This window comes from Xanthobacter pollutisoli (assembly GCF_040044995.1).
In the GTDB taxonomy this organism is placed as follows: Bacteria; Pseudomonadota; Alphaproteobacteria; order Rhizobiales; family Xanthobacteraceae; genus Xanthobacter.
Map to the genome: position 1 here is coordinate 987,859 of NZ_JBDZDP010000001.1, position 23,541 is coordinate 1,011,399.

Below are 23,541 nucleotides of genomic sequence, written 5' to 3' on the forward strand. Positions count from 1 at the left end.
AGGGCGCCGAAACAGGATTGAGGTTCGAAGACCCGATGAGCTTGACCCATCTGGAGCGCCTTGAGGCGGAGAGCATCCACATCATGCGCGAGGTCGTCGCCGAGGCCGAGCGCCCGGTGATGCTCTATTCGGTCGGCAAGGATTCGGCGGTGATGCTGCATCTCGCCAGAAAGGCCTTCTTCCCCGCCCCGCCGCCTTTCCCGCTGCTCCATGTGGACACCACCTGGAAGTTCCGCGCCATGTACGAGCTGCGCGATGAAGCCGCGCGCGACGCCGGCATGGAGCTGCTCGTCCACCACAATCCCGAGGCGCAGGAGAAGGGCATCAACCCGTTCGACCACGGCGCGCTTCATACTGACATGTGGAAGACGGAGGGGCTGAAGCAGGCGCTCGACAAATGGGGCTTCGACGCGGCCTTCGGCGGCGCCCGCCGCGACGAGGAGAAGAGCCGCGCCAAGGAGCGCATCTTCTCCTTCCGCTCGGCCAACCACCGCTGGGACCCCAAGAACCAGCGCCCCGAGCTCTGGCACCTCTACAATGCCCGCAAGAACAAGGGGGAGAGCATGCGCGTCTTCCCCATCTCCAACTGGACCGAGCTGGACATCTGGCAATACATCCATCTGGAGGGCATCCGCATCGTGCCGCTCTATTTCGCCGCCCCGCGCCCGACCGTGGAGCGCGACGGCCTCCTCCTGATGGTGGATGACGACCGCTTCCCGCTCCGCCCCGGCGAGACGCCGCAGATGCGCTCGGTGCGCTTCCGCACGCTCGGCTGCTATCCGCTGACCGGCGCGGTGGAGAGCACCGCCACCACCCTTCCGGAGGTGATCCAGGAAACCCTTCTCACCACCACCTCCGAGCGGCAGGGCCGCGCCATCGACAAGGATGCCGGCGGCGCCGGCATGGAGAAGAAGAAGCAGGAGGGGTACTTCTGATGTCGGAAGCGCTCGACACCGAAGCCGTCTACCGCACCGACGCCCTCATCGCCGAGGACATCGAGAAGTATCTCGACGTGCACCAGCACAAGACCATGCTGCGCTTCATCACCTGCGGCAGCGTGGACGACGGCAAATCCACCCTCATCGGGCGGCTGCTCTACGATTCCAAGATGATCTTCGAGGACCAGCTCGCCGCGCTGGAAGCGGATTCGAAGAAGGTCGGCACCCAGGGGCAGGAGATCGATTTCGCGCTGCTGGTGGACGGCCTCGCCGCCGAGCGCGAGCAAGGCATCACCATCGACGTCGCCTACCGCTTCTTCGCCACGGAGAAGCGCAAGTTCATCGTCGCCGACACCCCCGGCCATGAGCAGTACACCCGCAACATGGTGACGGGCGCCTCCACCGCCGACCTTGCGGTGATCCTGGTGGATGCGCGCAAGGGCGTGCTGACCCAGACCAAGCGCCACTCCTACCTCGCCCACCTCATCGGCATCCGCAACATCGTGCTGGCGGTGAACAAGATGGACCTCGTGGGCTACAGCCGCGAGGTGTTCGACAAGATCGTCGCCGACTATCGCGCCTTCGCCGCATCCATCGGCATCGCCGATTTCGTGGCCCTGCCCATCTCCGGCTTCAAGGGCGACAACATCACCTCGCTCTCGCCCAACACGCCGTGGCACGCCGGCCCGACGCTGATGGCGCATCTGGAAACGGTGGAGATCGAGGCGTCGGCGGATGCCGAGAAGCCGTTCCGCATGGCCGTGCAGTGGGTGAACCGGCCCAATCTCGATTTCCGCGGCTTCTCCGGCCTCATCTCCGCCGGCAAGGTGCGGCCCGGCGATGCCATCCGCGTGCTCCCCTCGGGCAAGACCAGCACCATCTCGCGCATCGTCACGCTGGACGGCGACCTGAAGGAAGCGGTGGCCGGCCAGTCCGTCACCCTGTGCCTCGCGGACGAGATCGACTGCTCCCGCGGCGACGTGATCGCGGCGGCGGACGCCCCGGTGCAGGCGGCGGACCAGTTCGAGGCGGTCATCGTGTGGATGGACGAGCAGCCCATGCTGCCCGGCCGGCCCTACTGGCTGAAGCTCGGCACCCAGACGGTGTCCGCCACCGTCACCGAGCCGAAGTACCAGGTGAACGTCAACAATATGGACCACCTGGCGGCGAAGACGCTGGAATTGAACGCCATCGGCGCCTGCAACATCGCCACCGACCGGCGCATCCCGTTCGAGCCCTATGCGGAGAACCGGGACCTCGGCGGCTTCATCCTCATCGACAAGATGACGAACGCCACCGTCGGCGCCGGCATGATCCATTTCGCCCTGCGCCGGGCGGACAATGTGCACTGGCAGTCCACCGACATCTCCCGCGAGCACCACGCGGCGATGAAGAACCAGAAGCCCGCCGTGGTCTGGCTCACCGGCCTGTCGGGCGCCGGCAAGTCCACCATCGCCAATCTGGTGGAGAAGAAACTGGCGCGGATGAACCGCCACACCTTCCTGCTGGACGGCGACAACGTGCGCCACGGCCTCAACAAGGACCTCGGCTTCACCGCCGCCGACCGGGTGGAGAACATCCGCCGCGTGGGCGAGGTGGCGAAATTGATGACCGATGCCGGCCTCATCGTCGTCACCGCCTTTATCAGCCCGTTCCGCGCCGAGCGCGACATGGTGCGCGGCATGATGCAGCCGGGCGAGTTCTTCGAGGTGTTCATCGATACGCCATTGGCCGAAGCCGAACGGCGCGACGTGAAGGGGCTCTACAAGAAGGCCCGCGCCGGCCAATTGAAGAACTTCACCGGCATCGACAGCCCCTACGAGGCGCCGGTCGCCCCGGAAATGCGCATCGACACCACGGCCATGACGCCCGAAGAGGCCGCCGACGCCATCATCCGCGCCCTCATTCCCTGAGCCCAGGATCCCGTCAGCCCTCCACCGCCGCGAGCGGCGGCAGGCGCTGGCGGCGATAGGCCGAGGGGGAGAGGCCGACCTTGCGCCGGAACAGCCGGCGGAAGCTCGCCGGCTCGGCATAGCCCACCTCGGCGGCGATCTCGTCGAGGGGCAGGTCGGTGGCCTCGATGAGATGCTTCGCCTCCTCGATGCGCAGCACCTGCACATATTCCATGGGCGACAGCCCGGTGGCCCGGCGGAAGCGCTTGAGGAAGGTCCGCTCGGTGAGGCCGCCCCGCGCCGCCATGGCGGCAACCGGGCTCGCGCCCTTGTAATGCTCGGCGATCCAGGCCTGGGCCTCGGCCACCATCTCGTCCTCGTGCGGCACGGCGGCAAGGCTCGCGAAGGGCAACTGGCCCTGGGGATGGGCATTGAGCAGGAACACCTTCGCGACCCGCCGCGCCTGCTCCTGACCGGCGAACCGCGCGACGAGATAGAGCAGCAGGTCGTCCCACGACGAGGCGGCGCCGCTGGTGACCAGCCTGTGGCCGATGCCGGCCGGCACCAGGACGCGCTCCTTGCGCACCCGCACATGGGGGTGGCGCCGCGCCATGACGGTGCAATAGCCCCAATGGGTGGCGGCGTCCTCGCCGTCGAGAAGGCCGGTGGCCGCCAGCAGGACCGTGCCCGAGCACACCGCGCACAGCAGAGCGCCCTGCGCATGGGCCGCCTTCAGCCAGTCGACGATGGGCGCGTAGGAGGGCGGCAGTTCGCCGGAGAGGCCAAGCTGGAGCTCGGGGATGATGACGATGTCCGGGGCCGGCTCGTCCGAAAGTGCGCCGTGGGGCGCCACCTCGATGCCGATGGGATTGACGTAGCGGGCGCCGTCGAACGACAGCAGGCGCGGTCGGAAGACCGGCGGCTTGATCTCCTCGCCGTGGAGCGCTTCCCATAGACGTCCCACCGAGGACAGAACGTCGATGATGATGAAGGTGCCGGACGCCCCCGCCTCCGGCGTCGCCAGCACGACGGTGGTGAGCGGGCCGCAGGCGCGCGGCGTCTCGGCGGGTTTCGGGCGGCGGGCGTCCATGCCTTGCGTTCCGATCAGAACCGGTTCGATCCGAAACGAGCCTACCTGAGAGTGCAGCGCCCGCGTAGTACCCCTGCCCCATGGGAAGCCGGCCGGCGATGCGCCTCGGCCGCTCAGGGAGAAGACCATGACCAGCACAGCCCGATCCATCCGCGAGGACGCGCCCCCTGCCCCGGCAACGGCGGCGCCCGCGTTCGACGCCGCCAAGGCGCAGGCATTCGCCGGCCGCATGCTCGGCGCCATCAACGATGCCGCCTTCGTCCTCATGACCTCGGTGGGCCACCGCACCGGCCTGTTCGCCGCCCTCGCAGGCATCTCGCCCTGCACGGCCGCCGCGCTCGCCGCGCACACCGGCCTTGCCGAGCGCTACGTGCGCGAATGGCTGGCGGTGATGGTCACGGCGAGGGCCGTGACCTATGCGCCGGACGATACCACCTATCATCTGCCAGCCGAGCATGCCGCCTTCCTGACGGCGGGCGGGCCCGTCAACATCGCCATCAGCACCCAGTTCCTCGGCGTCGTCGCCGGCGTGGAGGACGAGATCGTCGCGCGCTTCACGGACGGCAAGGGCACGCACTACCACCATTACGGTCGCTTCCACGCGGTCATGGCCGAGGTCAGCGACGAGGCGGTGGTGTCGAAGCTCGTCGACCACATCCTGCCTTTGGTGCCCGAGATGACCGGACGCCTCGAATCCGGCATCGACGTGATCGACGCCGGATGCGGCGCTGGCAAGGCGTTGCTGGAGCTCGCCCGACGCTTCCCGCGCAGCCGTTTCACCGGGTTCGACCTCTGCCCGGACGCCTTCGCCGGGACGCAGGACACCGCGCGGGCCGAGGGTATCACCAACCTCGCCTTCCGGGCGGCGGACCTTTCCGGCCTCGACCATTTCGGCGCCTGCGACCTCGCCTTCGCCTTCGATGCGGTCCACGACCAGCGCGATCCCGCCCGGATGCTGCGCGCCGTCCGCGCCTCGCTGCGCCCGGCCGGAGCATTTCTCATGGTGGATATCGGCGGATCGAGCCATCTCGAGCGCAATCTGGACCACCCGGTGGGATCGCACCTCTACATGATGTCCTGCATGCACTGCACGCCGGTCTCCCTCGGCCAGGGCGGGCCGGGCCTCGGCGCCATGTGGGGCGTGGAGCTGGCGGAGCGGATGCTGGGGGAGGCCGGCTTCGGCAAGGTGGCCATCAGCCGCCTGCCCCACGACATCGTCAACGCCTATTTCGTCGCCCGCCCGTGAGGCGGGATGGATCCGCTCTTTCGCAGCGCAGCAAGATGGCTTAAGTCGCCCGGCAGTTCCTTTCCACCGGGTGCCCCTGTCCCATGATCCGCCTCGACAACATCAGCAAGCAGAACGGCCGGCAGCTCGTCTTCATCGAGGCGTCCGCCGCGCTGCTGAAGGGGGAGAAGGTGGGCCTCGTCGGCCCCAACGGCGCCGGCAAGACCACCTTGTTCCGCACGATGACCGGGCAGGAGACGCCGGACGAGGGGCAGGTCTCGGCCGATCGCGGCATCACCATCGGCTATTTCAGCCAGGACGTGGGCGAGATGTCCGGCCGCTCCGCCCTCGCCGAGGTGATGGACGGCGCCGGCCCGGTCAGCGTCGTCGCCGCCGAGCTGAAGGAGATCGAGACGGCGCTGGGCGATCCCGACCGCATGGACGAGATGGAGCAGCTGGTCGAGCGCTACGGCGAGGTGCAGGCCCGCTTCGAGGAACTGGGCGGCTACGCGCTGGAGGGCCGCGCCGCGGAGGTGCTCGCCGGCCTCGGCTTCAGCCAAGAGATGATGGACGGGGACGTGGGCAAGCTCTCCGGCGGCTGGAAGATGCGGGTGGCCCTCGCCCGCATCCTGCTCATGCGCCCGGACGTGATGCTGCTCGACGAGCCCTCCAACCATCTCGACATCGAGAGCCTCATCTGGCTGGAAAGCTTCCTGAAAGGCTTCGACGGCGCGCTGATGATGACGTCGCACGACCGCGCCTTCATGAACCGCATCGTCAACAAGATCGTCGAGATCGACACCGGCAGCCTCAACTCCTATTCCGGCGATTACGAATTCTACGCCGGCCAGCGGGCGCTGAACGAGAAGCAGCAGCAGGCGCAATACGAGCGCCAGCAGGCCATGCTCGCCAAGGAGATCGCCTTCATCGAGCGCTTCAAGGCCCGAGCCTCCCATGCCGCGCAGGTGCAGAGCCGGGTGAAGAAGCTGGACAAGATCGACCGGGTGGAGCCGCCCCGCCGCCGCGAGGCGGTGGCCTTCGAATTCGCCCCCGCGCCCCGCTCCGGCGAGGACGTGGCGAGCCTCAAGGGCGTCCACAAAAGCTATGGCAGCAAGGTCATCTATGAGGGGCTGGACTTCCACATCCGCCGCCGCGAGCGCTGGTGCGTGATGGGCGTCAACGGCGCCGGAAAGTCCACCTTGCTCAAGCTCATCGCCGGTTCCACAGAGCCGGACGACGGTACGGTTAACGTCGGCGCCAGCGTGAAGATGGGCTATTTCGCCCAGCACGCCATGGATCTCCTGGAGGGCGAGCGCACCGTGTTCGAGACTTTGGAAGAGGCCTTCCCGCAGGCCGGACAGGGCGCCCTGCGCACGCTGGCTGGCTGCTTCGGCTTCTCCGGCGACGACGCGGAAAAGCGCTGCCGGGTGCTCTCCGGCGGCGAGAAGGCGCGGCTCGTGATGGCCAAGATGCTGTTCGACCCGCCCAATTTCCTGGTGCTGGACGAGCCCACCAACCATCTCGACATCACCACCAAGGAGATGCTGGTGGCGGCGCTGGCCGATTACGAGGGGACCATGCTCTTCGTCTCCCACGACCGGCATTTTCTGGCCGCCCTCTCCAACCGCGTGCTGGAGCTGACGCAGGACGGCATCCACCAGTATCAGGGCGGCTACAGCGAATATGTCGCCCGCACCGGGCAGGAAGCGCCCGGACTTCGGAACTAGGGGCTGCCGGGAGCAAGACGCCTTCGGGGTGTGGCGCGTCTCACCCTCGCCGCGCGCCGACGAGGTGGGCGAGGCTGGACCCCGCGGCATAGGCGGCGGCGCGCGCGGCGCGCCAGCGCGGGCGAACCACCGGCACCGGGGGGAGCGGCACGTCCTGCTCGCCAATGCGGCCGAGGACGAGATCCGCCAGGAGGCCGCCGAAGACCGTTCCCGGCCCGATGCCCCGACCGTTGTAGCCGCTGACGGCTATGACGTTGCGTCCGATGCGATGGAAACGCGGCAGCGCGTCGGATGTCATTCCGATGGTGCCGTACCAGCCGGCGACGAAGGGCCCCGGCTCCAGCCCGGGATAGATCCGCTTCAACGCCCTGCGGGCATAGGCGGCATGGATGGCGCCGCTCGCCGGCGTCAGCGCGCCGATGCTGCCGAACACCAGCCGGCCCGCCCGGTCGAGCCGGAAGGACGACAGCACCTGCCGCGTATCCCACGCCCCCTGCCGCCCTGGCAGGATGCCGCGCAGGACCGATTCCGGCAGCGGCGCGGTTGCGAAGTTGAAATACGGCAGCGGCACCTGCTCGCGGCGCAGCTCCGCCCAGGGGCCGCTGCTGTAGGCATCGCTCGCCACCACGATCCAGTCGGCATCGAGCGCACCGGTGTCGGTGCGCACCATCCAGCGGGCGCCGGCCTGCTCCACCGCCCGCGCCGGGCTCTCGGTGAAGATCTCCGCCCCCGTCGCGAGGGCCGCCGACGCGAGGCCGCGCGCATAGGCCAGCGGCTGAAGGGTGCCGGCCCGCAGGTCCAGGAGCGCGCCGCTATAGGAGCCGCCGCCCACCGCCGCGCCGGTCGCGGCGGCATCGAGCAGGCGCACCGGGGCGCCGCGCTTCTGCCATTGGGCGGCGCGCTCTTCGATCTCCGCCCGCCCGGACGCGCCGACCGCGCAGTGCAGCGTGCCGGCGCGCACCGCCTCGCAGGGAATGTCGTGGCGGGCGATGAGATCGAACACCTGCTGGGGCGCGTCGGCGAGCAAAGCGAGCAATCGCTCGCCGCGCTCGGTACCGAGGGTGGCGACGAGGGCATCGGGCATCACCCAGAGGCCGGCATTCACGAGGCCGACGTTGCGGCCCGCGCCGCCGAAGCCGACGCCCTGCGCCTCCACCACGGCGACGCGGGCGCCCGCGCCGGACAGCCTGAGCGCCGCGGCAAGACCGGCATAGCCCGCGCCGATCACCGCCACATCGACCCTTACCTCCGCCCGGAGCGGGGAAGTCTCGGGCGCGGGCGGCGCTGTCATCTCCCAAAGCCCGTGAGTTTTCGGGTTGTCCCGCATCGCTCCCCCTCTGGCAAAGCGCCGCCGTCGGCAACGATGAAAGCGCGGGGTGCCTGTGGAAGTCACGAAGATTTAAGCCTCTGCGGCGCACGCTCGGAGCGCGATTTTGTGTTTCGATGCCTCTTTTGGTATGAGGGGCGCCCAATTGTTGTCATTCGGAGCTGCGTGATGGCCAATCCGCGCGTCTATGTTTACCAGTTTGCCACCGGAGCCCAGTGGGCGGCGGGGGACAGCGTGGAGGCGTATCTGCGCCGGCTCCTCGAGGTGGACTTCATCCAGTCGCTCCGCGCCGACCGCCTCGCGGCCGTCGCGGCCTTCCTCGACGAGGCCTTCCAGCTCGCCCACACCATCGGCTGGTCGGGCAGCGCCCGCGAGATGCCGCAGATGTTCTCCCTGCCCGGCATGCCGGCGGACGAGGCCGTCCACATGGTCGCCTGGGAGCAGGAAGACGGCGTCGCCTACATCGCCTCGCCCTACCCGCTGCCGTGGCTGGACGCAAAGGCCACCCGCACCACGGATTCCGACCAGGCCGTGCCGGTGGAGCATGTGGCCCCCCCGCGCCCGGTGCAGCAGCCGCTGGAGGTGGTCTCCGCCCGCGCCGAGGAAGCCGTGGAGGAAGCCCTGGACCCCTTCTCGGAATACGTGCGCCGCGAAGAGGCTGCACGTCTTGCGCGTGAGCCCGCTCCGCTGGCGGGCGACGACCGCGACGCGGCCCGCCGCTTCTTCTGACCCTTCGGCCCCTTGCGGGGTATCCGACCTGATGCGCGCCCGTTCGGGCGCGCATTCGTTTTCGGCTCCATCGCCCCGAGGCCGCAGCGTCAACGCGCGGCGGCGGACTTTGGAAACGCCCTATTGCGCAAGCGGCGCCTTGCTCCGGCCGCACGGCTTGGCTAGATGAATCAGGGCGTGGATCGTTTGCGTACCCATGGACGCGCGGTGGTCGGGCCCGCCCCCGTGAAGTGCCCCATGGGGAGGGCAAGGTCCGTTGCCGCCATGGCGCATCGGGCGCCGGGCTTTCCCAAGGATTATCGGTCCGGCAGGGTGCCGGATGCGGAGACCAGGATTTGCGGTCGTTCCTCGCTGGCGTGCTCGCGCTGCCTGTCGCGCTTCTTCTCATGCTCTCGACGCTCACCGGCAGCGCGCAGGGCATGGAGGCGATCGCTTTGCGCCTCGACGCCAAGGTGGTGGACCTTCTGCCCGCCGTTCAGCGGGAGGCTACCGACGACGGCCGCTTCCAGATATCCACCGCTCCGGATGCCGAAGGCGTCGTGCGCCGCATCGAGGTGCCCACCTCCGACGGGCGCAACCGGGCGGACTGGATCGCTTTCGCCCTTACCAACAACACCGACGAGCAGGTGGACCGCCTCATCGTCGCGCCGCACTACCGCATGTCGGGCTCCGGCCTGTTCTGGCCGGATCTGGGCAACCGTCGCATCATCTCCCTGACGCCGAGCCAGGGCTTCAAGCCCGAGCGGCAGACGGCGCCCGACGCCGACGTGTTCCTCATCACCCTCGACCCCGGCTCCACCGTCACCTTCGTCGCGGAGCTCGGCTCGCCCACCCTGCCCCAGCTCTATCTGTGGGAACCGGACGCCTATAAAGACCGGGTCAACGCCTTCACCCTGTACCACGGCATCGTCATCGGCATCGCCGGCCTGCTCGCCTTGTTCCTCACCATCCTGTTCGTGGTGAAGGGCTCGGTGATGTTCCCGGCGGCGGCGGCCCTGGCCTGGGCGGTGCTCGGCTATATCGGCCTCGACTTCGCCTTCTGGTCGAAGGTGTTCGGCCTTTCTCCCATCGCCGAGCAATTCTGGCGGGCGGCGGGCGAGGCCATCCTCACCGCGACACTGCTCGTCTTCCTGTTCGCCTATCTCAACCTCAACCGCTGGCACGTGCGCTATGTCCACGTGGCCGCCGGCTGGCTGGCCTTCCTGGCCGCCCTGGTGGTGGTGGCGCTGCTGGATGCGCCGGTGGCGGCCGGCATCGCCCGCCTCTCGCTCCTCGCCGTCGCCGTCGCCGGCTTCGGCGTGGTGATCTGGCTGTCGCAGCACGGCTACGACCGCGCCGTGCTCATCATCCCCACCTGGTCGCTGCTGGTGGTGTGGGTGCTGATGGCCGGCCTCACCGTCGCCGGCCTTGTCACCAACGACCTTGCCGCCCCGGCGCTGTCGGGGGGGCTGGTGCTCATCGTCATGCTCATCGGCTTCACGGTGATGCAGCACGCCTTCGCCGGCATCGGCGGCATCCAGGGCTCCACCTCCGAGCTGGAGCGCCGGGCGCTGGCGCTCGCCGGCTCCGGCCTCATCGTGTGGGACTGGGATGTGGACACCGACCGCATCTATACCTCCCCCGAGGCCGAGGAGGCCCTCGGCCTCAAGCGCCACTCGCTGGAGACCGAGGCCGCCGGCTGGCTGGAGGTGCTCCACCCCGCCGACCGCGACCGCTTCCGCGCGACGCTGGACGGCATCATCGACCAGCGCCGCGGCCGCATCGACCAGGACTTCCGGCTGCGCGCCATCGACGGCCACTACCTCACCTTCAACCTCAAGGCCCGGCCCGTGGTGGGCGCCGATGGCGAGGTGGTGCGCTGCATCGGCACCCTCACCGACGTGACCGGCGAGCGCATCGCCGCCGAGCGCCTGCTGCACGACGCGGTGCGCGACAACCTCACCGGCCTGCCCAACCGCGAGCTCTTCCTCGACCGCCTGCACCAGGCCCTCGTCCTCGCCCGCCTCGACGAGAAGGTGAAGCCGACGGTCATGGTGATCGACCTCGACCGCTTCAAGCAGCTCAACGTGCAGGTGGGCATGGCGGTGGCCGATTCCATCCTGCTCACCGTGGCCCGCCGCATGATGCGGCTGCTGAAGCCGCAGGACACGCTGGCCCGCGTCTCGGGCGACCAGTTCGGCATGATCCTCATGTCCGAGCGCGATCCCGAGCGCATCACCACCTTCGCCGACACCCTGCGCCGTTCGCTGCGCGCGCCCATCGCCTTCGCCGACCGGGAGGTGTTCGTCACCGCCTCCATCGGCCTCGTGCTGTCCGGCCCGGACCAGACCAAGCGCGACGAGGTGCTGAAAGACGCCGAGCTCGCCATGTATTACGCCAAGCGCATCGGCGGCGACCGCATCGAGGTGTTCCGCCCCGCCATGCGCCAGCAGAAGATCGACCGGGTGGTGCTGGAGCAGGAGTTGCGCGAGGCCCTCGACAAGGACCAGATCACGGTGCGCTACCAGCCCATCGTGCGCCTCGGCGACCGCGCCATCGGCGGCTTCGAGGCCTATATGCGCTGGAACCACCCGCGCCTCGGCGAACTCGCCGCGTCCGAGTTCCTGCTGCTTGCCGAGGAAACCGGCCTCATCCTCGACCTCGGCCTGTTCGTGCTTGATCGCGCCGCCCGCCAGCTCGGCCAGTGGCAGCGCCTGCTGCGGGTGGACCCGCCGCTGTTCATGCACGTCAACGTGTCGTCGCGGCAGCTCCTGCGCCACGACCTGATCCAGGACCTGAAATCGGTGCTCGCCCGCAACACGGTGGCGCCGGGCTCGCTGAAGCTCGAAGTCACCGAGAGCCTGGTCATGGAGAACCCCGAATATGCCGCCGTGGTGCTCGGCCGCATGCGCGAACTGGGCGCGGGCCTGTGCCTCGACGATTTCGGCACCGGCTATTCCTCCCTCGCCTATCTCCAGCGCTTCCCCTTCGACTGCGTGAAGATCGACCCCCGTTTCGTGCGTTCCACCGCCAAGGGCCCGGCCCGCGCGGCGCGGCCGGTGATCGTCGGCGCCATGATCGACCTTGCCCACGATCTCGGCATGGACGTCATGGCCGAGGGACTGGAGAAGGAAGTGGAAGCCTCCGAGATGACGCGTTTCGGCTGCGAATACGGCCAGGGCGTCGTCTTCGGCGAGCCGCTGACCGCCGAGGAATGCCGCGCCCTCATCGAGCCGGCGCCGGCGGACGCGCGCAAGAAGCGATCCAGCACCGCGGCCGAATAGCCGCTCACGCGTCTTCGGGCTCTTCCCCGACAGACCCGCGGGCGGCGGCTCTGCGTCCCGCTGCGACGGACCTGCCTGATGCCGGGAGCCGCGCCCCCTTGGCGCCGCGCGGCCAGCGCACCGGCCAGGCGACGATATGGTCCACCAGCTCGAACAGGCCAAACTGGGTCTCGAGCCCTCCGACCTTGCCATGGACCGACACCCCCGCCGCCGCGACGCTGTGCGGATCGCCCGACACCAGGGGATGCCAGAATGGCAGGTCCTTGCCGTCGGCCACCAGCCGGTAGGCGCAGGTGGGCGGCAGCCAGGAGAGGCTGGTCACGCTCTCCGGCGTGAGGCGCACGCAATCCGCGACCTGTTCGGAGCGCCGGGCATAGTCGGCGCAGCGGCACGAGGCGGTGTCGAACAGGCGGCAGGCGACGTCCGTATAGGCGACTGCGCCGGAATCCTCGTCCTCGAGCTTCACCAGGCAGCAGCGGCCGCAGCCGTCGCACAGGCTCTCCCACTCCTCGGCGGTCATGGCGGCGAGCGGCTTCGCCCGCCAGAACGGCCCCCCGTCGGGTGCCGGCCGGTCCGGCGCGGGCGACGCCTCGGATCGGGCGGATCGGGGCTTGATGGGGGGCGGCATGGCCCCCTGTAGCATAGGACGCCCGGCGCGTCGCTCACGGGTAGGCGATGAGCATCTGGTACACGACCGGCTTCACCGCACGCATGTTTGCGTTGTCGGAGCGGAATTCGCGGTCGCCGTCCACATCCACCGCATCGGCAAGGGCGGTGGGCTCGAACCGCAGCTGGAAACGGCAGCCGGGCCGGGCGAGCCGCCCGCCGTCCCAGTCGAGGACGCTTCCGCCATAATCCCAGCCGAAGCCTGACAGGGTGAAGGGCTTGCCGTTCGCGGCCTCCACCTCGGCGAGGGTTGCGCCGATCATGATGCCCTCCGGCGCCCGCCAGGGGCCGGGATTGTAGATGAGCACCTCGGCGGGGCGCCGGCGCCGGCGCTCGTCCAGCCAGGTGATCTCGACGCGGCGCGCCCTGTCATTGGGGAAGAGGACGGTGGCTTTCACCATCTCGCCCTCTGGCGCCGGCACGGTGCGGAACACCACATGCTTGCGGCCGAAGCGGCGGATGAGCGCGGCCTCGCTGCTGTCCGCGCCGAACGGGCCGGCACAATCGAAGGCGGGCAGGGCCTTCTGCTTCGGGGAGGCCTCTGCGACGGCACCGAGGAGGACCGCCGCCGTCGTCAGTCCCGCAGCGATCAGCCGGCGGAGCACGTCGCCCGCCCCTTGAAGCTGAGGGTGCGGGACTTGCCGTCGGAGCCGGGCGCCGAGACGGTGAGGACGTAGCGGCCGGCATAGCCGTCCTCCTCCCCGCCGGTCGCCCGCGCCTGGAGCACCAGTTCCACCTCCCCGTCGGGTCCACCGGACGGGGCGTGGAACAGATGCAGCCGCACGTCCTTGCCGTGGAACCAGTGATGGACCAGTGCCTCGGCGTTCAGCTCCAGCGGGGCGAAGCCGGCGGGCGCGTCCTTGCCCTTCAGCTCAAGCCGGGCCTGAAAGCCGTTGAAGCCTGCGCCGAAGCCGTGGGAGAAAGCGGTCTGCGCCTCGAAGGCGACGCGCTTGTCGTCGATGCTGCAGGTGAGCGTCCCGGTCGCCGCCGCCGGGCTTGCCGCCAGAAGCAGCGCAAGGCCCAGCCCGCAGGCCCCCGGGCCGTGCCGACCCCCGATCCGCGCCATGACCCGCGCCATGATCCGCCCCTCCCCTCACGGCATGCGCCGCGTCCGCACTCTATTGCGGCGGCCGAGCGCCGCAAGGGTTGGCGGATGGGGAAGGATCAGGCCGGCAGCCGGACGATCTCAGATCCGGGGAATCTCAAGGCCGGGGGCCGGCCTTGGAATGATGGTCCGCCCAGGCGAGGGCGAGGGCGAAGCCACCGAAGGCGACGAGGACGGCGGTGAGCCAGATGGCGGTCTGCGCGGGCATGTTTCCCCCAAATCTCAATTTTGGGGAAAGCTAGGCGTTGGCTTGGGTGGCAGCGTTGATCGAGATCAAGCGGACGCGCGGCAAGGCGGCGCGATCGCCCGGAGTGGCTAGCGCCGGTAGGCCCACAGCCGCAGCTCGCGCTTGAGCCGGCGAAAATCGTAGAAGGTGAAGGCGAGCAGGGCCGCGGCGAGCACCCCCAGCACCAGGGAGACGGTGTCGGGCCATCCCAATGCCGACGCCGAAAAATCGTAGACGAGGTAGCCGATCAGCACCGTGACGGCCAGGGCGACCGCGTAATAGATGCGGCTGTCGAGCCGCGCGATCAGCATGCCGGCCGCCACCCAGATGATCACGGCGAGGAGGAGCGCCCAGCCGATGCCGAGGCCGAACTGGCGGGCGACGAAATTCCCCCCCACGCCGCACAGGATAATAGACGCGACCAGCACCAGGAGGCCGGCCCGCAGGCGCACGATGGACGATGACTTGGCTCCGGTGGACGGGTTGGCCATGATGCTGAACCTCGGATATCTGCCCCGGCCTCTCTTGCGACGCGACGCGCGCTCCCCGATGACTGGAACCGCACGACCGCGCAAACGCTTGTGCCGGTCTGGAGGATGCCACGATGCGGCGAATGCGGGTTGTACTCAATGCCAAAGCGGGCACCGTCCACGACATGGGACCGGACAAGGTCCGCGACATCGTCGATGAGGCGCTCACCCGGAACGATCTGGACGTGGACGTGGTGGTGGCGGAAGGCAGAGCCATGGTCGCCTCCATCTCCTCCGCCCAGAATGACGGTTACGACACCGTGGTGGTGGGCGCGGGCGACGGCACCGTCTCCTATGCGGCCTCGGTGTTCGCCAACACCGACGTGACCCTCGGAGTCCTGCCGCTCGGCACCATGAACCTGCTCGCCTACGACATCGGGCTGCCGCGCGACCTCGCCGGCGCGCTCACCGCGCTGCACGATGCAAAGCCCATGAAGGTCGACCTCGGCATGGTCAACGGCCGACCGTTCCACGGTGTCTCCGGCGTCGGCTTCTTCAGCCAGATGGCGCTGGCCCGCGAACAGCTCAGGGAAGAGCGGGGCCGCGCGCTCGGCTGGTTCATCGCGCTCGGGCGGGCCGTGTTCCGCTCCGGCCGGGTCTCCCTCGAGGTGGAGGTGGCCGGCGCCCGCGAGCGCATCGACGCTTACGCCGCCCTCGTCACCGTCAACGCCTTCGACGCACCGGGCTGGCACCGCTCGCGGCTGGACGGCGGGCAGCTGGAGGTGCTGGTCGCCGAGGACCGGGGCACCCTCGCCCGGATCAAGACCGGAGCCGAAGTGCTGGTGGATGCCTGGCGCGGCAAGCCTGGGATCCACGCCTTCACCGCCCGGCGGGTGACGATCCACGCCCGGCGCCACCGCACATGGGTTGCCACCGACGGCGAGATCGCCCGCGAAAGCCTGCCCCTGCGCTACGCCATCGCGCCGCGCGCCCTCAACCTCCTGGTGCCCCCCGATGCACTGCAATGGCAGGCGAAGGAGGGCGAGGACGTCACCTGATGGGTCAGGCGACCACGTCCTCCACCGGCCGGCCGCGATAGCGAATCAGCAGCGGCACGGTCAGGGTCATGGGGTGGGAGATGCCGTGCTCCCACAGCCCATCTTCGCCCCAGCAGTCGCCATGGTCGCCGCAGAGCACGATGGTGGCGCCGGCGAAACGCTCCAGCAAAGGCGCGAGCTTGCGGTCCACGAACTCGCAGCACTGGCGCTGGCGCTCCCGGCAGTCCTCGGAGCGGTCCACCTTCTGGAACGGCAGGCAGGGATTGTCCGCCCGGTCCCAGGGTGCGCCCTCGAAATGGTAGGGCACGTGGGTCTCGCCCACGTTGAGGAAGACGAACAGATCGCGCCGCGTCTCGCGCGCCGCCGCCTTCTCGATGAAGGCCAGCTGGGCGGCGATGCCCTTGTCGCCGGTGAACAGGAACTGCTCGAAGCTGCCGGTGAGCTTCTTGGATACCGGCGTCTTGGGATCGAACCAGCCCATGGCGGCCGCGCCGATGGTGGCGTAGCGGGCATTGCGGAAGCCCGAGACGATATCGTCCCCGCTCACCGAGAAGCCCGGCCGGGCATGGCCGGGCGCGCCGGCCCGATCGAGCCGGAACAGGCGGGCGAACTTGGGATTGAGGAAAGGCTTCTCCAGCTCGGCCACGCCGGGGGTGAAGCCCGCGAACATGGCGGCGTGGGACGCGAAGGTGAAATGGGCCGGCGCCTGCGCCTTGTAGAGTGCCGAGACCGCCTTCATGGCCGGTGCGTTGGCCGAGACGAAGGTGTCATAGCGGCACGAATCGATGGTGACGAACAGCACGCTGTCGGGCGTCACGCGCATGGGCGCCCCTCCGGACGCGCACCGTGAGCCGCCGCGCGCGCCTCAGTTGCCGCCGTCATTGTCGGCCTCGTCGCAGGTATAGCCCACGAAGCAGCGCGGGTTGTCGGAGGTGGGTAGCCACGCGGGCGTGGTGGTCTGGTCGTCCTGGCAATAGCGCTGGTCGCGGACGTAGCGCTGCGCATTGCCCCCGCCGGTGGGAATGAGGATGAAGCCCTGGCTGCGCACCACCGCCGCTATGCCGCCGCAGGTCGAGGGCGGAACGGGAATGGCCATGTAGCCAGCCGGCGGCGGATTGTTCTGGCCATAGATGGCGGTGCCGTCGGGCGGCACCGGCACGCCCGAGGCGCCGAGATCGGGCGGCGGGATCAGCGGATCTCCCGACTGGGCAAAACCGGCCGCAGGCACGCCGAGCGCCAGCCCCGCCAGCGCGACAGCGCGGACCCATCCCTGAAACGCGCGCATCCTTGATCCCCTTGTCCTGCCGCCGGGGCAAGGCATTACCCCAGCTTCCTGCCTGCGCAAAGCGGCAAGGTCGAGCAGGGTTACCAGCGGTGTGGCGGCACGACGGGGCGTGGCCTCGCCACGGCGTCCCCGCAATCCCCAGTTTCCGTCCACAGGGGAAACTTTCCTCTGGCCGCCCCGCAAGGGCCAACACTGCCCTCTGGTGTCGGGGGGTGCCGGCTTGCTACACCACCCCTCCACTCAGCGGATGCCGGCGCCATGCTCGACCTTTCGGAAAAGGGCGATCTCGACCCCACCTATCGCCAGGCGCCGCACAATGTGGAGGCCGAGCAGGCGCTGCTGGGCGCCATCCTGGTCAACAACGAGGCCTTCTATCGCGTCTCCGACTTCCTGGAGCCGCGCCATTTCTATGAGCCGATCCACGCCCGCGTCTTCGAGCTCTCGTCCGCGCTGATTCGGGCCGGCAAGGTCGCGACCCCTGTCACGCTCAAGACCTTCCTGCCCGCCGACCTCGACGTGGCCGGACTGACCGGACCACAATACCTTGCCCGCCTCGCGGCGGAAGCCACGACCATCATCAATTCCGAGGACTACGGCCGCACCATCTACGACCTCTCGGTGCGGCGCGATCTGATCCGCATCGGCGAGGAGATCGTCAACGAGGCCTATGACGCCCCGGTGGACGCGACGCCCCAGGACCAGATCGAGCAGGCGGAGAAGCGGCTTTACGAGATCGCCGAGACCGGCCGCTACGACGGCGGCTTCATGCGCTTCGGGGAGGCGCTGCGCGCCTCGGTGGACATGGCGTCCAAGGCGTTCCAGCGCGACGGCCACCTCTCGGGCATCGCCACGGCGTTGGACGACCTCGACCACCAGATGGGCGGCCTCCAGCCCTCCGATCTCATCATCCTCGCCGGCCGTCCCGGCATGGGCAAGACCGCCCTCGCCACCAACATCGCCTTCAACATCGCCGCCGCCTATCGCGGCGAGCAGCGGCCGGACGGCCAGTTGGAGACGCTCTCCGGCGGCATCGTCGGCTTCTTCTCGCTGGAAATGTCCGCCGAGCAGCTGGCCACCCGTATTCTCGCCGAGCAGGCGGAGATCGCCTCCTACAAGATCCGCCGCGGCGACATTTCCGAGAGCGAGTTCTCCAAGCTCGCCGCCGCCGCCCAGACCATGCAGACGATTCCGCTCTATATCGACGACACGGGCGGCATCTCCATCGCCCAGCTGGTGGCGCGCGCCCGGCGGCTGAAGCGCCAGCGCGGGCTCGACTTCATGGTGGTGGACTATCTCCAGCTGCTCTCCGGCTCCTCCAAGAAGGCCTCCGAGGGTCGCGTGCAGGAGGTGACGGAGATCACGACCGGTCTGAAGGCCTTGGCTAAAGAGCTGCAAGTGCCCATCATGGCCCTGTCGCAGCTTTCGCGTCAGGTGGAATCGCGCGACGACAAGCGGCCGCAACTGTCGGATCTGCGCGAATCAGGCTCCATCGAGCAGGACGCCGACGTGGTCATGTTCGTGTTTCGGGAGGAATATTACCTTAAGAACAAGGAGCCGAAGCCCGGCACAGAGGAGTGGTTCAAGTGGGAGATCGAGATGAAGGCGGCCGAGAACACGGCCGAGGTCATCATCGGAAAGCAGCGCCACGGCCCCACGGGGACGGTGAAGGTGCATTTCGAACCCCAGTTCACCCGCTTCTCCAACCTGGCGCGGGAGGACCACCTGCCGGATCGCCGCTGACCGCGGAGCCCACGGCGGAGGAGGCGGCCGCCTCGGCCGCGGCAGACGAGGCCGCCGCCCGCGATGCGCGCGACGCCGGTGCCGTCCTCACCATCGACCTTGGCGCCATCGCCGACAATTGGCGCACCCTCGCCGCCCTCTCCGCCCCCGCGGAATGCGCGGCGGTGGTGAAGGCCAACGCCTATGGCCTCGGCGTTGATCGCGTCGCCCCCGCTTTGTGGCGGGCCGGCGCGCGCACCTTCTTCGTCGCCCATTTCAAGGAGGCGCTGGCGCTACGCGCCCTGCTGCCCGACGCCGTGATCTACGTGCTCAACGGCCTCCTGCCGGACACGGCCGACGACCATGCCGCAGCGGGCCTGCGCCCGGTGCTCGGCTCGGTCGCCGAGATCACCGAATGGAGCGACTACTGCCGCGACAACGGCACCGATCTGCCCGCGGCGATCCACGTGGACACCGGCATGCACCGGCTCGGCCTCTCCCTGGAGGAGGCGGTGCAGCTGGCCGGCACCTATCGCATGCTCGGCTTCACCCCGAGCCTCATCATGAGCCACCTCGCCTGCGCCGACACCCCCGGGCACGTGCTCACCGCGCGCCAGCGCATGGTGTTCGCCGACGTGGCGCGGCGGTTTCCCAACGTGCCGGGCTCCCTCGCCAATTCGGCCGGAACCCTGCTCGGGCGCGACTTCCGCTTCGAGCTGGTGCGGCCGGGCATCTTCCTCTACGGCGGCGTCGCCATCACCGGCGTGCCGCCGCTCAGGCCCGTGGCGCGGCTGGAAGTGAAGGTCATTCAGGTCGCCACCGCCCCCGCCGGCGAGACCGTGGGCTACGGCGCCGCCCAGCGCCTGAAGCGGGCGAGCCGGCTTGCCACCGTTTCCATCGGCTATGCCGACGGCCTGTTCCGCGCCGCCGGCTCCTCCGACCTCGCCAAGGGCGTCGAGGCCATCCTCGCCGGCCGCCGCTGCCATCTGGTGGGGCGCGTCTCCATGGACCTCGCCACCCTCGACATCACCGACCTGCCGGAAGGCGCGGTGGAGCGCGGCGACACGGCGGTCTTCCTGGGCGACGGCATCTCGGTGGACGATCTCGCCGCGCGCTCCGGCACCATCGGCTACGAGGTGCTGACCTCGCTCGGTGCGCGCTACGCCCGGCGCTACGTGGGCGGCTGATCCGCGACCGGGCGATCCGCGAGCGCGGTTTCGGCGGCAAGCGGCTCGGCAGCACGCGTTTCGGCGGCACGCGTTTCGGCGGCGTACACCTCCTCGAACCAGCCGATCCGCCCCTCGAAGGCGGGGCTGATGCGCTGCTGCCCGTCGATCTGCTTCGCCACGGTCTGCTGGGCAGCGCAGACCGCCTGGTCCTCCGCCGCCACCTGGCGCGCGTAATAGGGCACCACCCGGTAGACCACGGCCTCGGCCACCCGGTCCACCACGCCCCAGAAGCCGGTCCGGCGCGGCGCCATGGGGGCGGGCGCGAGCCAGGCGTCGAGCCGCGCGCGGTCGTGGGCGAGGGGCACGTAGCGGAATATCTGAATTCCGAAGTAGGTCCGGCCGAACAGGCGTACGGCATAGAATTGCGACACGCCGAGGCTCGGGAACAGGTTCACGATCAGATAGTCGCCCGCCGTGTAGGTGCCCGCCCGGCAGGCCGCGAGGATGCGCGCGGCGGGGTCGTCGCCCTTCTCGGTGGTGTAGAGGCTGTGCCGCCCCATGCGCGCGTAGGTCACGTCCGCCTTCTTCAGGTAGCCGAAGCGGCCGAAGCTGGACGGGTGGACGGCCACGAGATGGTAGTCGTCCAGGCTGACGTGGGTGAGGAACTTCCAATTGGCGGCGATCTCGCCGCCGATGCGCCGGCCGGTGACGCCCGGCGGGCAGAGGGCGGCGAGGATCGGCCCGGCGTCGCCGAGAAACTCGGCAAGGCTCTCCCCCGCCGCGCGGCCCGGCAGGCGACCGAACACCAGGCCGCCGCAGGTGTCCACCTCCACCGGCCGAAGCCGGGCGTCGAGCGCCTTGGGGGAACAGCCATAGGCCTCGTCGCAGACCGGCACGCCCAGCGCCAGCCCGTCCTTGTTGTAACGCCAGTGATGGAAGGCGCACACGATGGGTCCCTTGCCCCGCGCCTGCTGCCGCAACGGATGGAAGCGGTGGGCGCAGATATTCTCGAAGCCGCGCAGCACGTCGCCGAAGCGCTGAACGAACACCGAACGCCCGCCGAGCTCGGTGCGGAACCATGCGCCGTCCTCGGCGACCTCCGAGGCGAGACCAAGAAAGGTCCAGAGCTGCCCGTGGGCCGCCTGCTCCCGCGCGAAGGCGTCGGGATCGCACGCCGCTTTCGCCCAGTCCGCGGCGCCGGGGGAAACGGTTCGGAGGGGGCTGAGGTTGGTCATCGCGGCTCCGTACGCAAAATGGAGGTATCCTTTTAATAGCGAGGTGGACGAGGCGCCGCCATCTGAAGCTGCCTCGCCGTGCCATCGCAACCTTTGCCACCGGCGGCTGATGGGCCCGTGCACCGCTTCGGCTAATATGGTGGCGGCCACGGAATGTCCGAATCGGCCGCAGCTCTTGCCGGTCCGGCCCCCTGCCGCGCCAGGAATGTCCCCATGGCCCGCCGCGATGCCTCCTTCGTCTGCCAGTCCTGCGGCGCCGTTTACATGCGCTGGCAGGGCAAGTGCGACGCGTGCGGCGGCTGGAACACCATTTCCGAGGAGGTAGCGGTGGCGGCGAGCGTGCCCGCGGCCCAGCGCTCGGGCCGCAAGGGTCGACCCGTCGCCCTCGAAACGCTGCAGGGCACCGCCAAGCCGGCGCCGCGCCTCGTCTCCAGCATCGGCGAGCTGGACCGCGTGGCGGGTGGGGGCTTCGTGCCCGGCTCGGTTCTGCTGATCGGCGGGGATCCCGGTATCGGCAAGTCGACGCTTTTGGTCCAAGCCTCGGCAGCTCTGGCCGCGCGGGGGCTGAAGGTGGTCTATGTCTCCGGCGAGGAGGCGGTGGACCAGGTGCGCCTGCGCGCCCAGCGGCTGGGGCTGGAGCAGGCGCCCGTTGGCCTCGCCGCCGAGACCAATGCCGAGAACATCATCGCCACCTTGTCGGGCGGGCCTCCCGTTCACATGGTCGTGATCGATTCCATCCAGACCATGTGGTCGGACAGCGTGGAGAGCGCCCCCGGCACGGTGACGCAAGTGCGCACCTCGGCCCAGCTTCTGGTGCGCTACGCCAAGCAGACGGGCGCCTGCGTCATCCTCGTCGGCCATGTGACCAAGGATGGGCAGATCGCCGGCCCCCGGGTGGTGGAGCACATGGTGGACGCGGTGTTCTCCTTCGAGGGCGACGGCGGCCACCAGTTCCGCATCCTGCGCGCCCAGAAGAACCGCTTCGGCCCCACCGACGAGATCGGCGTGTTCGAGATGACCGGGCGGGGCCTCTCCGAGGTGGCCAATCCCTCCGAGCTGTTCCTCTCCAACCGCGATGCCGGGGCGCCGGGCACCGCCGTGTTCGCCGGCATGGAGGGCACGCGTCCCGTGCTGGTGGAGATCCAGGCGCTGGTCGCCCCCTCCTCCCTCGGCACGCCGCGCCGGGCGGTGGTGGGCTGGGACCCCAACCGCCTCTCCATGGTGCTGGCGGTGCTCGACGCCCGCTGCGGCGTGCGCCTCGGCGGCCACGACGTTTATCTCAACGTGGCCGGCGGGCTGAAGATCGGCGAGCCGGCGGCGGACCTCGCGGTCGCCGCCGCTTTGGTCTCCTCTTTGACCGGCGCGCCCTTGCCGGCCGACGCAGTCTATTTCGGAGAGGCGAGCCTCACCGGCGCGGTGCGGCAGGTGGCGCAGGCGCAGGCGCGCCTCAAGGAGGCGGCGAAGCTCGGCTTTGCCCGCGCCGTCATCCCCGCCGGCGGGCTGGACGGCCTCGATCCGCCGGTAGCCGTCCAGCCTGTCACCTCCCTCGCTGAATTGGTGGCGGCCATTGCGGCCCGCGCGCCCCGCCGGCCTGCCATGCGCGAATCGCAGACCGCCAGCGGCCGCGAGGCCGCGCGGCGTCAGGTAGAGCACGCCCACTGGGCGGACGACGAGGAAGGGTGACGCGGGCGGACGCGCAAGCTATATCAGCCGCGCGGCTGGGTCTCCGGGGGAGGGGCATGCCGCGCGCATGCGCGCTTGACGGTGCGCCTCATCACGGATCAAGCGCCGATGCCTGTGACCTTGCTCGACATTATCGTTCTGTCGGTGATGCTGATTTCCGGCCTGTTGGCCATGGTCCGCGGCTTCCTGCGGGAAATCTTCTCCATCCTGTCATGGGTCGTGGCGGCGGGAGTGACCCTGTATTTCCATAAGCAGGCGCTGCCTTTTGTGAAGCAATACATCTCGCAGGACACCGCGGCACTTGCGACGACCATCGCAATCCTGTTCCTCGGCACTTTGCTCATTACGTCCATCATCACGGCGCGCATCTCCGATCTGGTTCTCGACAGCCGAATCGGTGCGCTCGACCGCACGCTGGGCTTCGCCTTCGGCCTCGCCCGCGGCCTGCTGCTCATGGTAATCGCGCTGTTGTTCTTCAACTGGCTGGTGCCGCCCGAGAAGCAGCCCCCGTGGGTTGCCAACGCCAAATCGCTACCCGCCCTCACGAATGCGGGGGAGTGGCTGAAGGCGCAGTTGCCGGACGACCCTGAAAACACCATCTTGAACAAGTTGAAGAAGCCGCCCGCCGGTGAGGAGGGCGATACGCCCGCCGCCCCGGCCGCCCCGACCGGGGGGACGCGGTAGTTTTTTGGGGCAGCAACAGACCAGCCGGGCCGGCTGAGGCATCCGAGCGG

The 23,541-nt window shown here is 69.3% G+C and carries 20 protein-coding genes; 11 read left to right on the top strand and 9 right to left on the bottom strand.

What is annotated here, in order from left to right:
- Positions 1–35 precede the first annotated feature (35 nt).
- Together cysD and cysN are read left to right on the top strand one after the other, a co-directional pair.
- Positions 36–935 carry a sulfate adenylyltransferase subunit CysD gene (cysD, locus tag ABLE93_RS04615; RefSeq protein ID WP_348838214.1) on the top strand — a complete coding sequence of 300 codons (900 nt, stop codon included), beginning with the start codon at positions 36–38 and terminating at the stop codon, positions 933–935.
- Entirely contained in the window at positions 935–2,851 is a 1,917-nt protein-coding gene (gene cysN / locus ABLE93_RS04620; protein ID WP_348838215.1) for a sulfate adenylyltransferase subunit CysN, read from the top strand. Before cysD ends, cysN begins: the two co-directional genes overlap by 1 nt.
- A gap of 13 nt (positions 2,852–2,864) precedes the next feature.
- On the opposite strand, the gene ABLE93_RS04625 is transcribed toward cysN, so the two are convergent.
- Positions 2,865–3,920, bottom strand: coding sequence for a GlxA family transcriptional regulator (locus ABLE93_RS04625; RefSeq protein WP_348838217.1), 1,056 nt, complete (start codon positions 3,918–3,920; stop codon positions 2,865–2,867).
- Between the two features lie 127 nt (positions 3,921–4,047).
- On the opposite strand from ABLE93_RS04625, the gene ABLE93_RS04630 reads away from it, so the two are divergent.
- Positions 4,048–5,166: a class I SAM-dependent methyltransferase gene (locus tag ABLE93_RS04630; RefSeq protein WP_348838219.1), complete on the top strand. Its 1,119-nt coding sequence runs from the start codon at positions 4,048–4,050 to the stop codon at positions 5,164–5,166.
- A gap of 83 nt (positions 5,167–5,249) precedes the next feature.
- Positions 5,250–6,872: an ABC-F family ATP-binding cassette domain-containing protein gene (locus tag ABLE93_RS04635; RefSeq protein ID WP_348838220.1), complete on the top strand. Its 1,623-nt coding sequence runs from the start codon at positions 5,250–5,252 to the stop codon at positions 6,870–6,872.
- Positions 6,873–6,912: 40 nt separating this feature from the next.
- Here the strand turns inward: ABLE93_RS04635 and ABLE93_RS04640 are convergent, their stop codons facing one another.
- Positions 6,913–8,199 carry an NAD(P)/FAD-dependent oxidoreductase gene (locus tag ABLE93_RS04640; RefSeq protein WP_348838222.1) on the bottom strand — a complete coding sequence of 429 codons (1,287 nt, stop codon included), beginning with the start codon at positions 8,197–8,199 and terminating at the stop codon, positions 6,913–6,915.
- A 168-nt stretch (positions 8,200–8,367) separates the two neighbouring features.
- Here ABLE93_RS04640 and ABLE93_RS04645 point away from each other — a divergent pair, with 168 nt between their 5' ends.
- Positions 8,368–8,928 carry a hypothetical protein gene (locus ABLE93_RS04645; protein WP_348838224.1) on the top strand — a complete coding sequence of 187 codons (561 nt, stop codon included), beginning with the start codon at positions 8,368–8,370 and terminating at the stop codon, positions 8,926–8,928.
- 386 nt (positions 8,929–9,314) lie between these two features.
- Positions 9,315–12,191, top strand: coding sequence for an EAL domain-containing protein (locus ABLE93_RS04650; protein ID WP_348838484.1), 2,877 nt, complete (start codon positions 9,315–9,317; stop codon positions 12,189–12,191).
- A gap of 4 nt (positions 12,192–12,195) precedes the next feature.
- On the opposite strand, the gene ABLE93_RS04655 is transcribed toward ABLE93_RS04650, so the two are convergent.
- From ABLE93_RS04655 to ABLE93_RS04670, 4 genes are all read right to left on the bottom strand, one after another.
- Complete coding sequence (locus tag ABLE93_RS04655) at positions 12,196–12,819, bottom strand: YcgN family cysteine cluster protein (RefSeq protein ID WP_348838225.1); 624 nt, start codon at positions 12,817–12,819, stop codon at positions 12,196–12,198.
- A 34-nt stretch (positions 12,820–12,853) separates the two neighbouring features.
- Positions 12,854–13,462, bottom strand: a complete 609-nt coding sequence (locus ABLE93_RS04660; protein ID WP_348838226.1) for a hypothetical protein — start codon at positions 13,460–13,462, stop codon at positions 12,854–12,856.
- Positions 13,447–13,935 carry a hypothetical protein gene (locus tag ABLE93_RS04665; protein WP_348838227.1) on the bottom strand — a complete coding sequence of 163 codons (489 nt, stop codon included), beginning with the start codon at positions 13,933–13,935 and terminating at the stop codon, positions 13,447–13,449. The genes ABLE93_RS04660 and ABLE93_RS04665 overlap by 16 nt, the downstream gene beginning before the upstream one ends.
- Before the next feature lie 342 nt (positions 13,936–14,277).
- Positions 14,278–14,679 carry a hypothetical protein gene (locus ABLE93_RS04670; RefSeq protein ID WP_348838229.1) on the bottom strand — a complete coding sequence of 134 codons (402 nt, stop codon included), beginning with the start codon at positions 14,677–14,679 and terminating at the stop codon, positions 14,278–14,280.
- 122 nt (positions 14,680–14,801) lie between these two features.
- Here ABLE93_RS04670 and ABLE93_RS04675 point away from each other — a divergent pair, with 122 nt between their 5' ends.
- Entirely contained in the window at positions 14,802–15,716 is a 915-nt protein-coding gene (locus tag ABLE93_RS04675) for a diacylglycerol/lipid kinase family protein (RefSeq protein WP_348838230.1), read from the top strand.
- A 4-nt stretch (positions 15,717–15,720) separates the two neighbouring features.
- Here ABLE93_RS04675 and ABLE93_RS04680 read toward each other — a convergent pair whose 3' ends face one another.
- Positions 15,721–16,539, bottom strand: a complete 819-nt coding sequence (locus tag ABLE93_RS04680; protein WP_348838231.1) for an alkaline phosphatase family protein — start codon at positions 16,537–16,539, stop codon at positions 15,721–15,723.
- Positions 16,540–16,581: 42 nt separating this feature from the next.
- Positions 16,582–17,001 (bottom strand): hypothetical protein, encoded by a 420-nt coding sequence (locus ABLE93_RS04685; protein WP_348838232.1) that lies wholly within the window; start codon positions 16,999–17,001, stop codon positions 16,582–16,584.
- A gap of 258 nt (positions 17,002–17,259) precedes the next feature.
- Between ABLE93_RS04685 and ABLE93_RS04690 the strand changes: the two genes are divergently transcribed.
- Positions 17,260–18,741 carry a replicative DNA helicase gene (locus ABLE93_RS04690; protein WP_348838233.1) on the top strand — a complete coding sequence of 494 codons (1,482 nt, stop codon included), beginning with the start codon at positions 17,260–17,262 and terminating at the stop codon, positions 18,739–18,741.
- A gap of 92 nt (positions 18,742–18,833) precedes the next feature.
- Complete coding sequence (alr, locus tag ABLE93_RS04695; protein WP_348838486.1) at positions 18,834–19,907, top strand: alanine racemase; 1,074 nt, start codon at positions 18,834–18,836, stop codon at positions 19,905–19,907.
- Here the strand turns inward: alr and ABLE93_RS04700 are convergent.
- The gene (locus tag ABLE93_RS04700; protein ID WP_348838235.1) at positions 19,892–21,124 is read right to left on the bottom strand and encodes an aromatic ring-hydroxylating oxygenase subunit alpha; all 1,233 of its coding nucleotides are present in this window, start codon (positions 21,122–21,124) and stop codon (positions 19,892–19,894) included. The genes alr and ABLE93_RS04700 overlap by 16 nt on opposite strands.
- A gap of 213 nt (positions 21,125–21,337) precedes the next feature.
- Between ABLE93_RS04700 and radA the strand changes: the two genes are divergently transcribed.
- Together radA and ABLE93_RS04710 are read left to right on the top strand one after the other, a co-directional pair.
- Positions 21,338–22,807 carry a DNA repair protein RadA gene (gene radA, locus ABLE93_RS04705; RefSeq protein ID WP_348838237.1) on the top strand — a complete coding sequence of 490 codons (1,470 nt, stop codon included), beginning with the start codon at positions 21,338–21,340 and terminating at the stop codon, positions 22,805–22,807.
- A gap of 81 nt (positions 22,808–22,888) precedes the next feature.
- Positions 22,889–23,491, top strand: coding sequence for a CvpA family protein (locus tag ABLE93_RS04710; RefSeq protein ID WP_510182977.1), 603 nt, complete (start codon positions 22,889–22,891; stop codon positions 23,489–23,491).
- Positions 23,492–23,541: the final 50 nt, after the last annotated feature.

Bases quoted from the DNA above. Each gene is read 5' to 3' on its own strand.
- ABLE93_RS04645 (WP_348838224.1), top strand. From the start codon at position 8,368: ATGGCCAATCCGCGCGTCTATGTTTACCAGTTTGCCACCGGAGCCCAG.
- ABLE93_RS04680 (WP_348838231.1), bottom strand. From the start codon at position 16,539: ATGCGCGTGACGCCCGACAGCGTGCTGTTCGTCACCATCGATTCGTGC.
- cysD (WP_348838214.1), top strand. From the start codon at position 36: ATGAGCTTGACCCATCTGGAGCGCCTTGAGGCGGAGAGCATCCACATC.
- ABLE93_RS04625 (WP_348838217.1), bottom strand. From the start codon at position 3,920: ATGGACGCCCGCCGCCCGAAACCCGCCGAGACGCCGCGCGCCTGCGGC.
- ABLE93_RS04650 (WP_348838484.1), top strand. From the start codon at position 9,315: ATGCTCTCGACGCTCACCGGCAGCGCGCAGGGCATGGAGGCGATCGCT.
- ABLE93_RS04685 (WP_348838232.1), bottom strand. From the start codon at position 17,001: ATGCGCGCGTTTCAGGGATGGGTCCGCGCTGTCGCGCTGGCGGGGCTG.
- ABLE93_RS04635 (WP_348838220.1), top strand. From the start codon at position 5,250: ATGATCCGCCTCGACAACATCAGCAAGCAGAACGGCCGGCAGCTCGTC.
- cysN (WP_348838215.1), top strand. From the start codon at position 935: ATGTCGGAAGCGCTCGACACCGAAGCCGTCTACCGCACCGACGCCCTC.
- ABLE93_RS04640 (WP_348838222.1), bottom strand. From the start codon at position 8,199: ATGCGGGACAACCCGAAAACTCACGGGCTTTGGGAGATGACAGCGCCG.
- ABLE93_RS04700 (WP_348838235.1), bottom strand. From the start codon at position 21,124: ATGACCAACCTCAGCCCCCTCCGAACCGTTTCCCCCGGCGCCGCGGAC.
- ABLE93_RS04655 (WP_348838225.1), bottom strand. From the start codon at position 12,819: ATGCCGCCCCCCATCAAGCCCCGATCCGCCCGATCCGAGGCGTCGCCC.
- radA (WP_348838237.1), top strand. From the start codon at position 21,338: ATGGCCCGCCGCGATGCCTCCTTCGTCTGCCAGTCCTGCGGCGCCGTT.
- ABLE93_RS04675 (WP_348838230.1), top strand. From the start codon at position 14,802: ATGCGGGTTGTACTCAATGCCAAAGCGGGCACCGTCCACGACATGGGA.
- ABLE93_RS04630 (WP_348838219.1), top strand. From the start codon at position 4,048: ATGACCAGCACAGCCCGATCCATCCGCGAGGACGCGCCCCCTGCCCCG.
- ABLE93_RS04690 (WP_348838233.1), top strand. From the start codon at position 17,260: ATGCTCGACCTTTCGGAAAAGGGCGATCTCGACCCCACCTATCGCCAG.
- ABLE93_RS04665 (WP_348838227.1), bottom strand. From the start codon at position 13,935: ATGGCGCGGGTCATGGCGCGGATCGGGGGTCGGCACGGCCCGGGGGCC.
- ABLE93_RS04670 (WP_348838229.1), bottom strand. From the start codon at position 14,679: ATGGCCAACCCGTCCACCGGAGCCAAGTCATCGTCCATCGTGCGCCTG.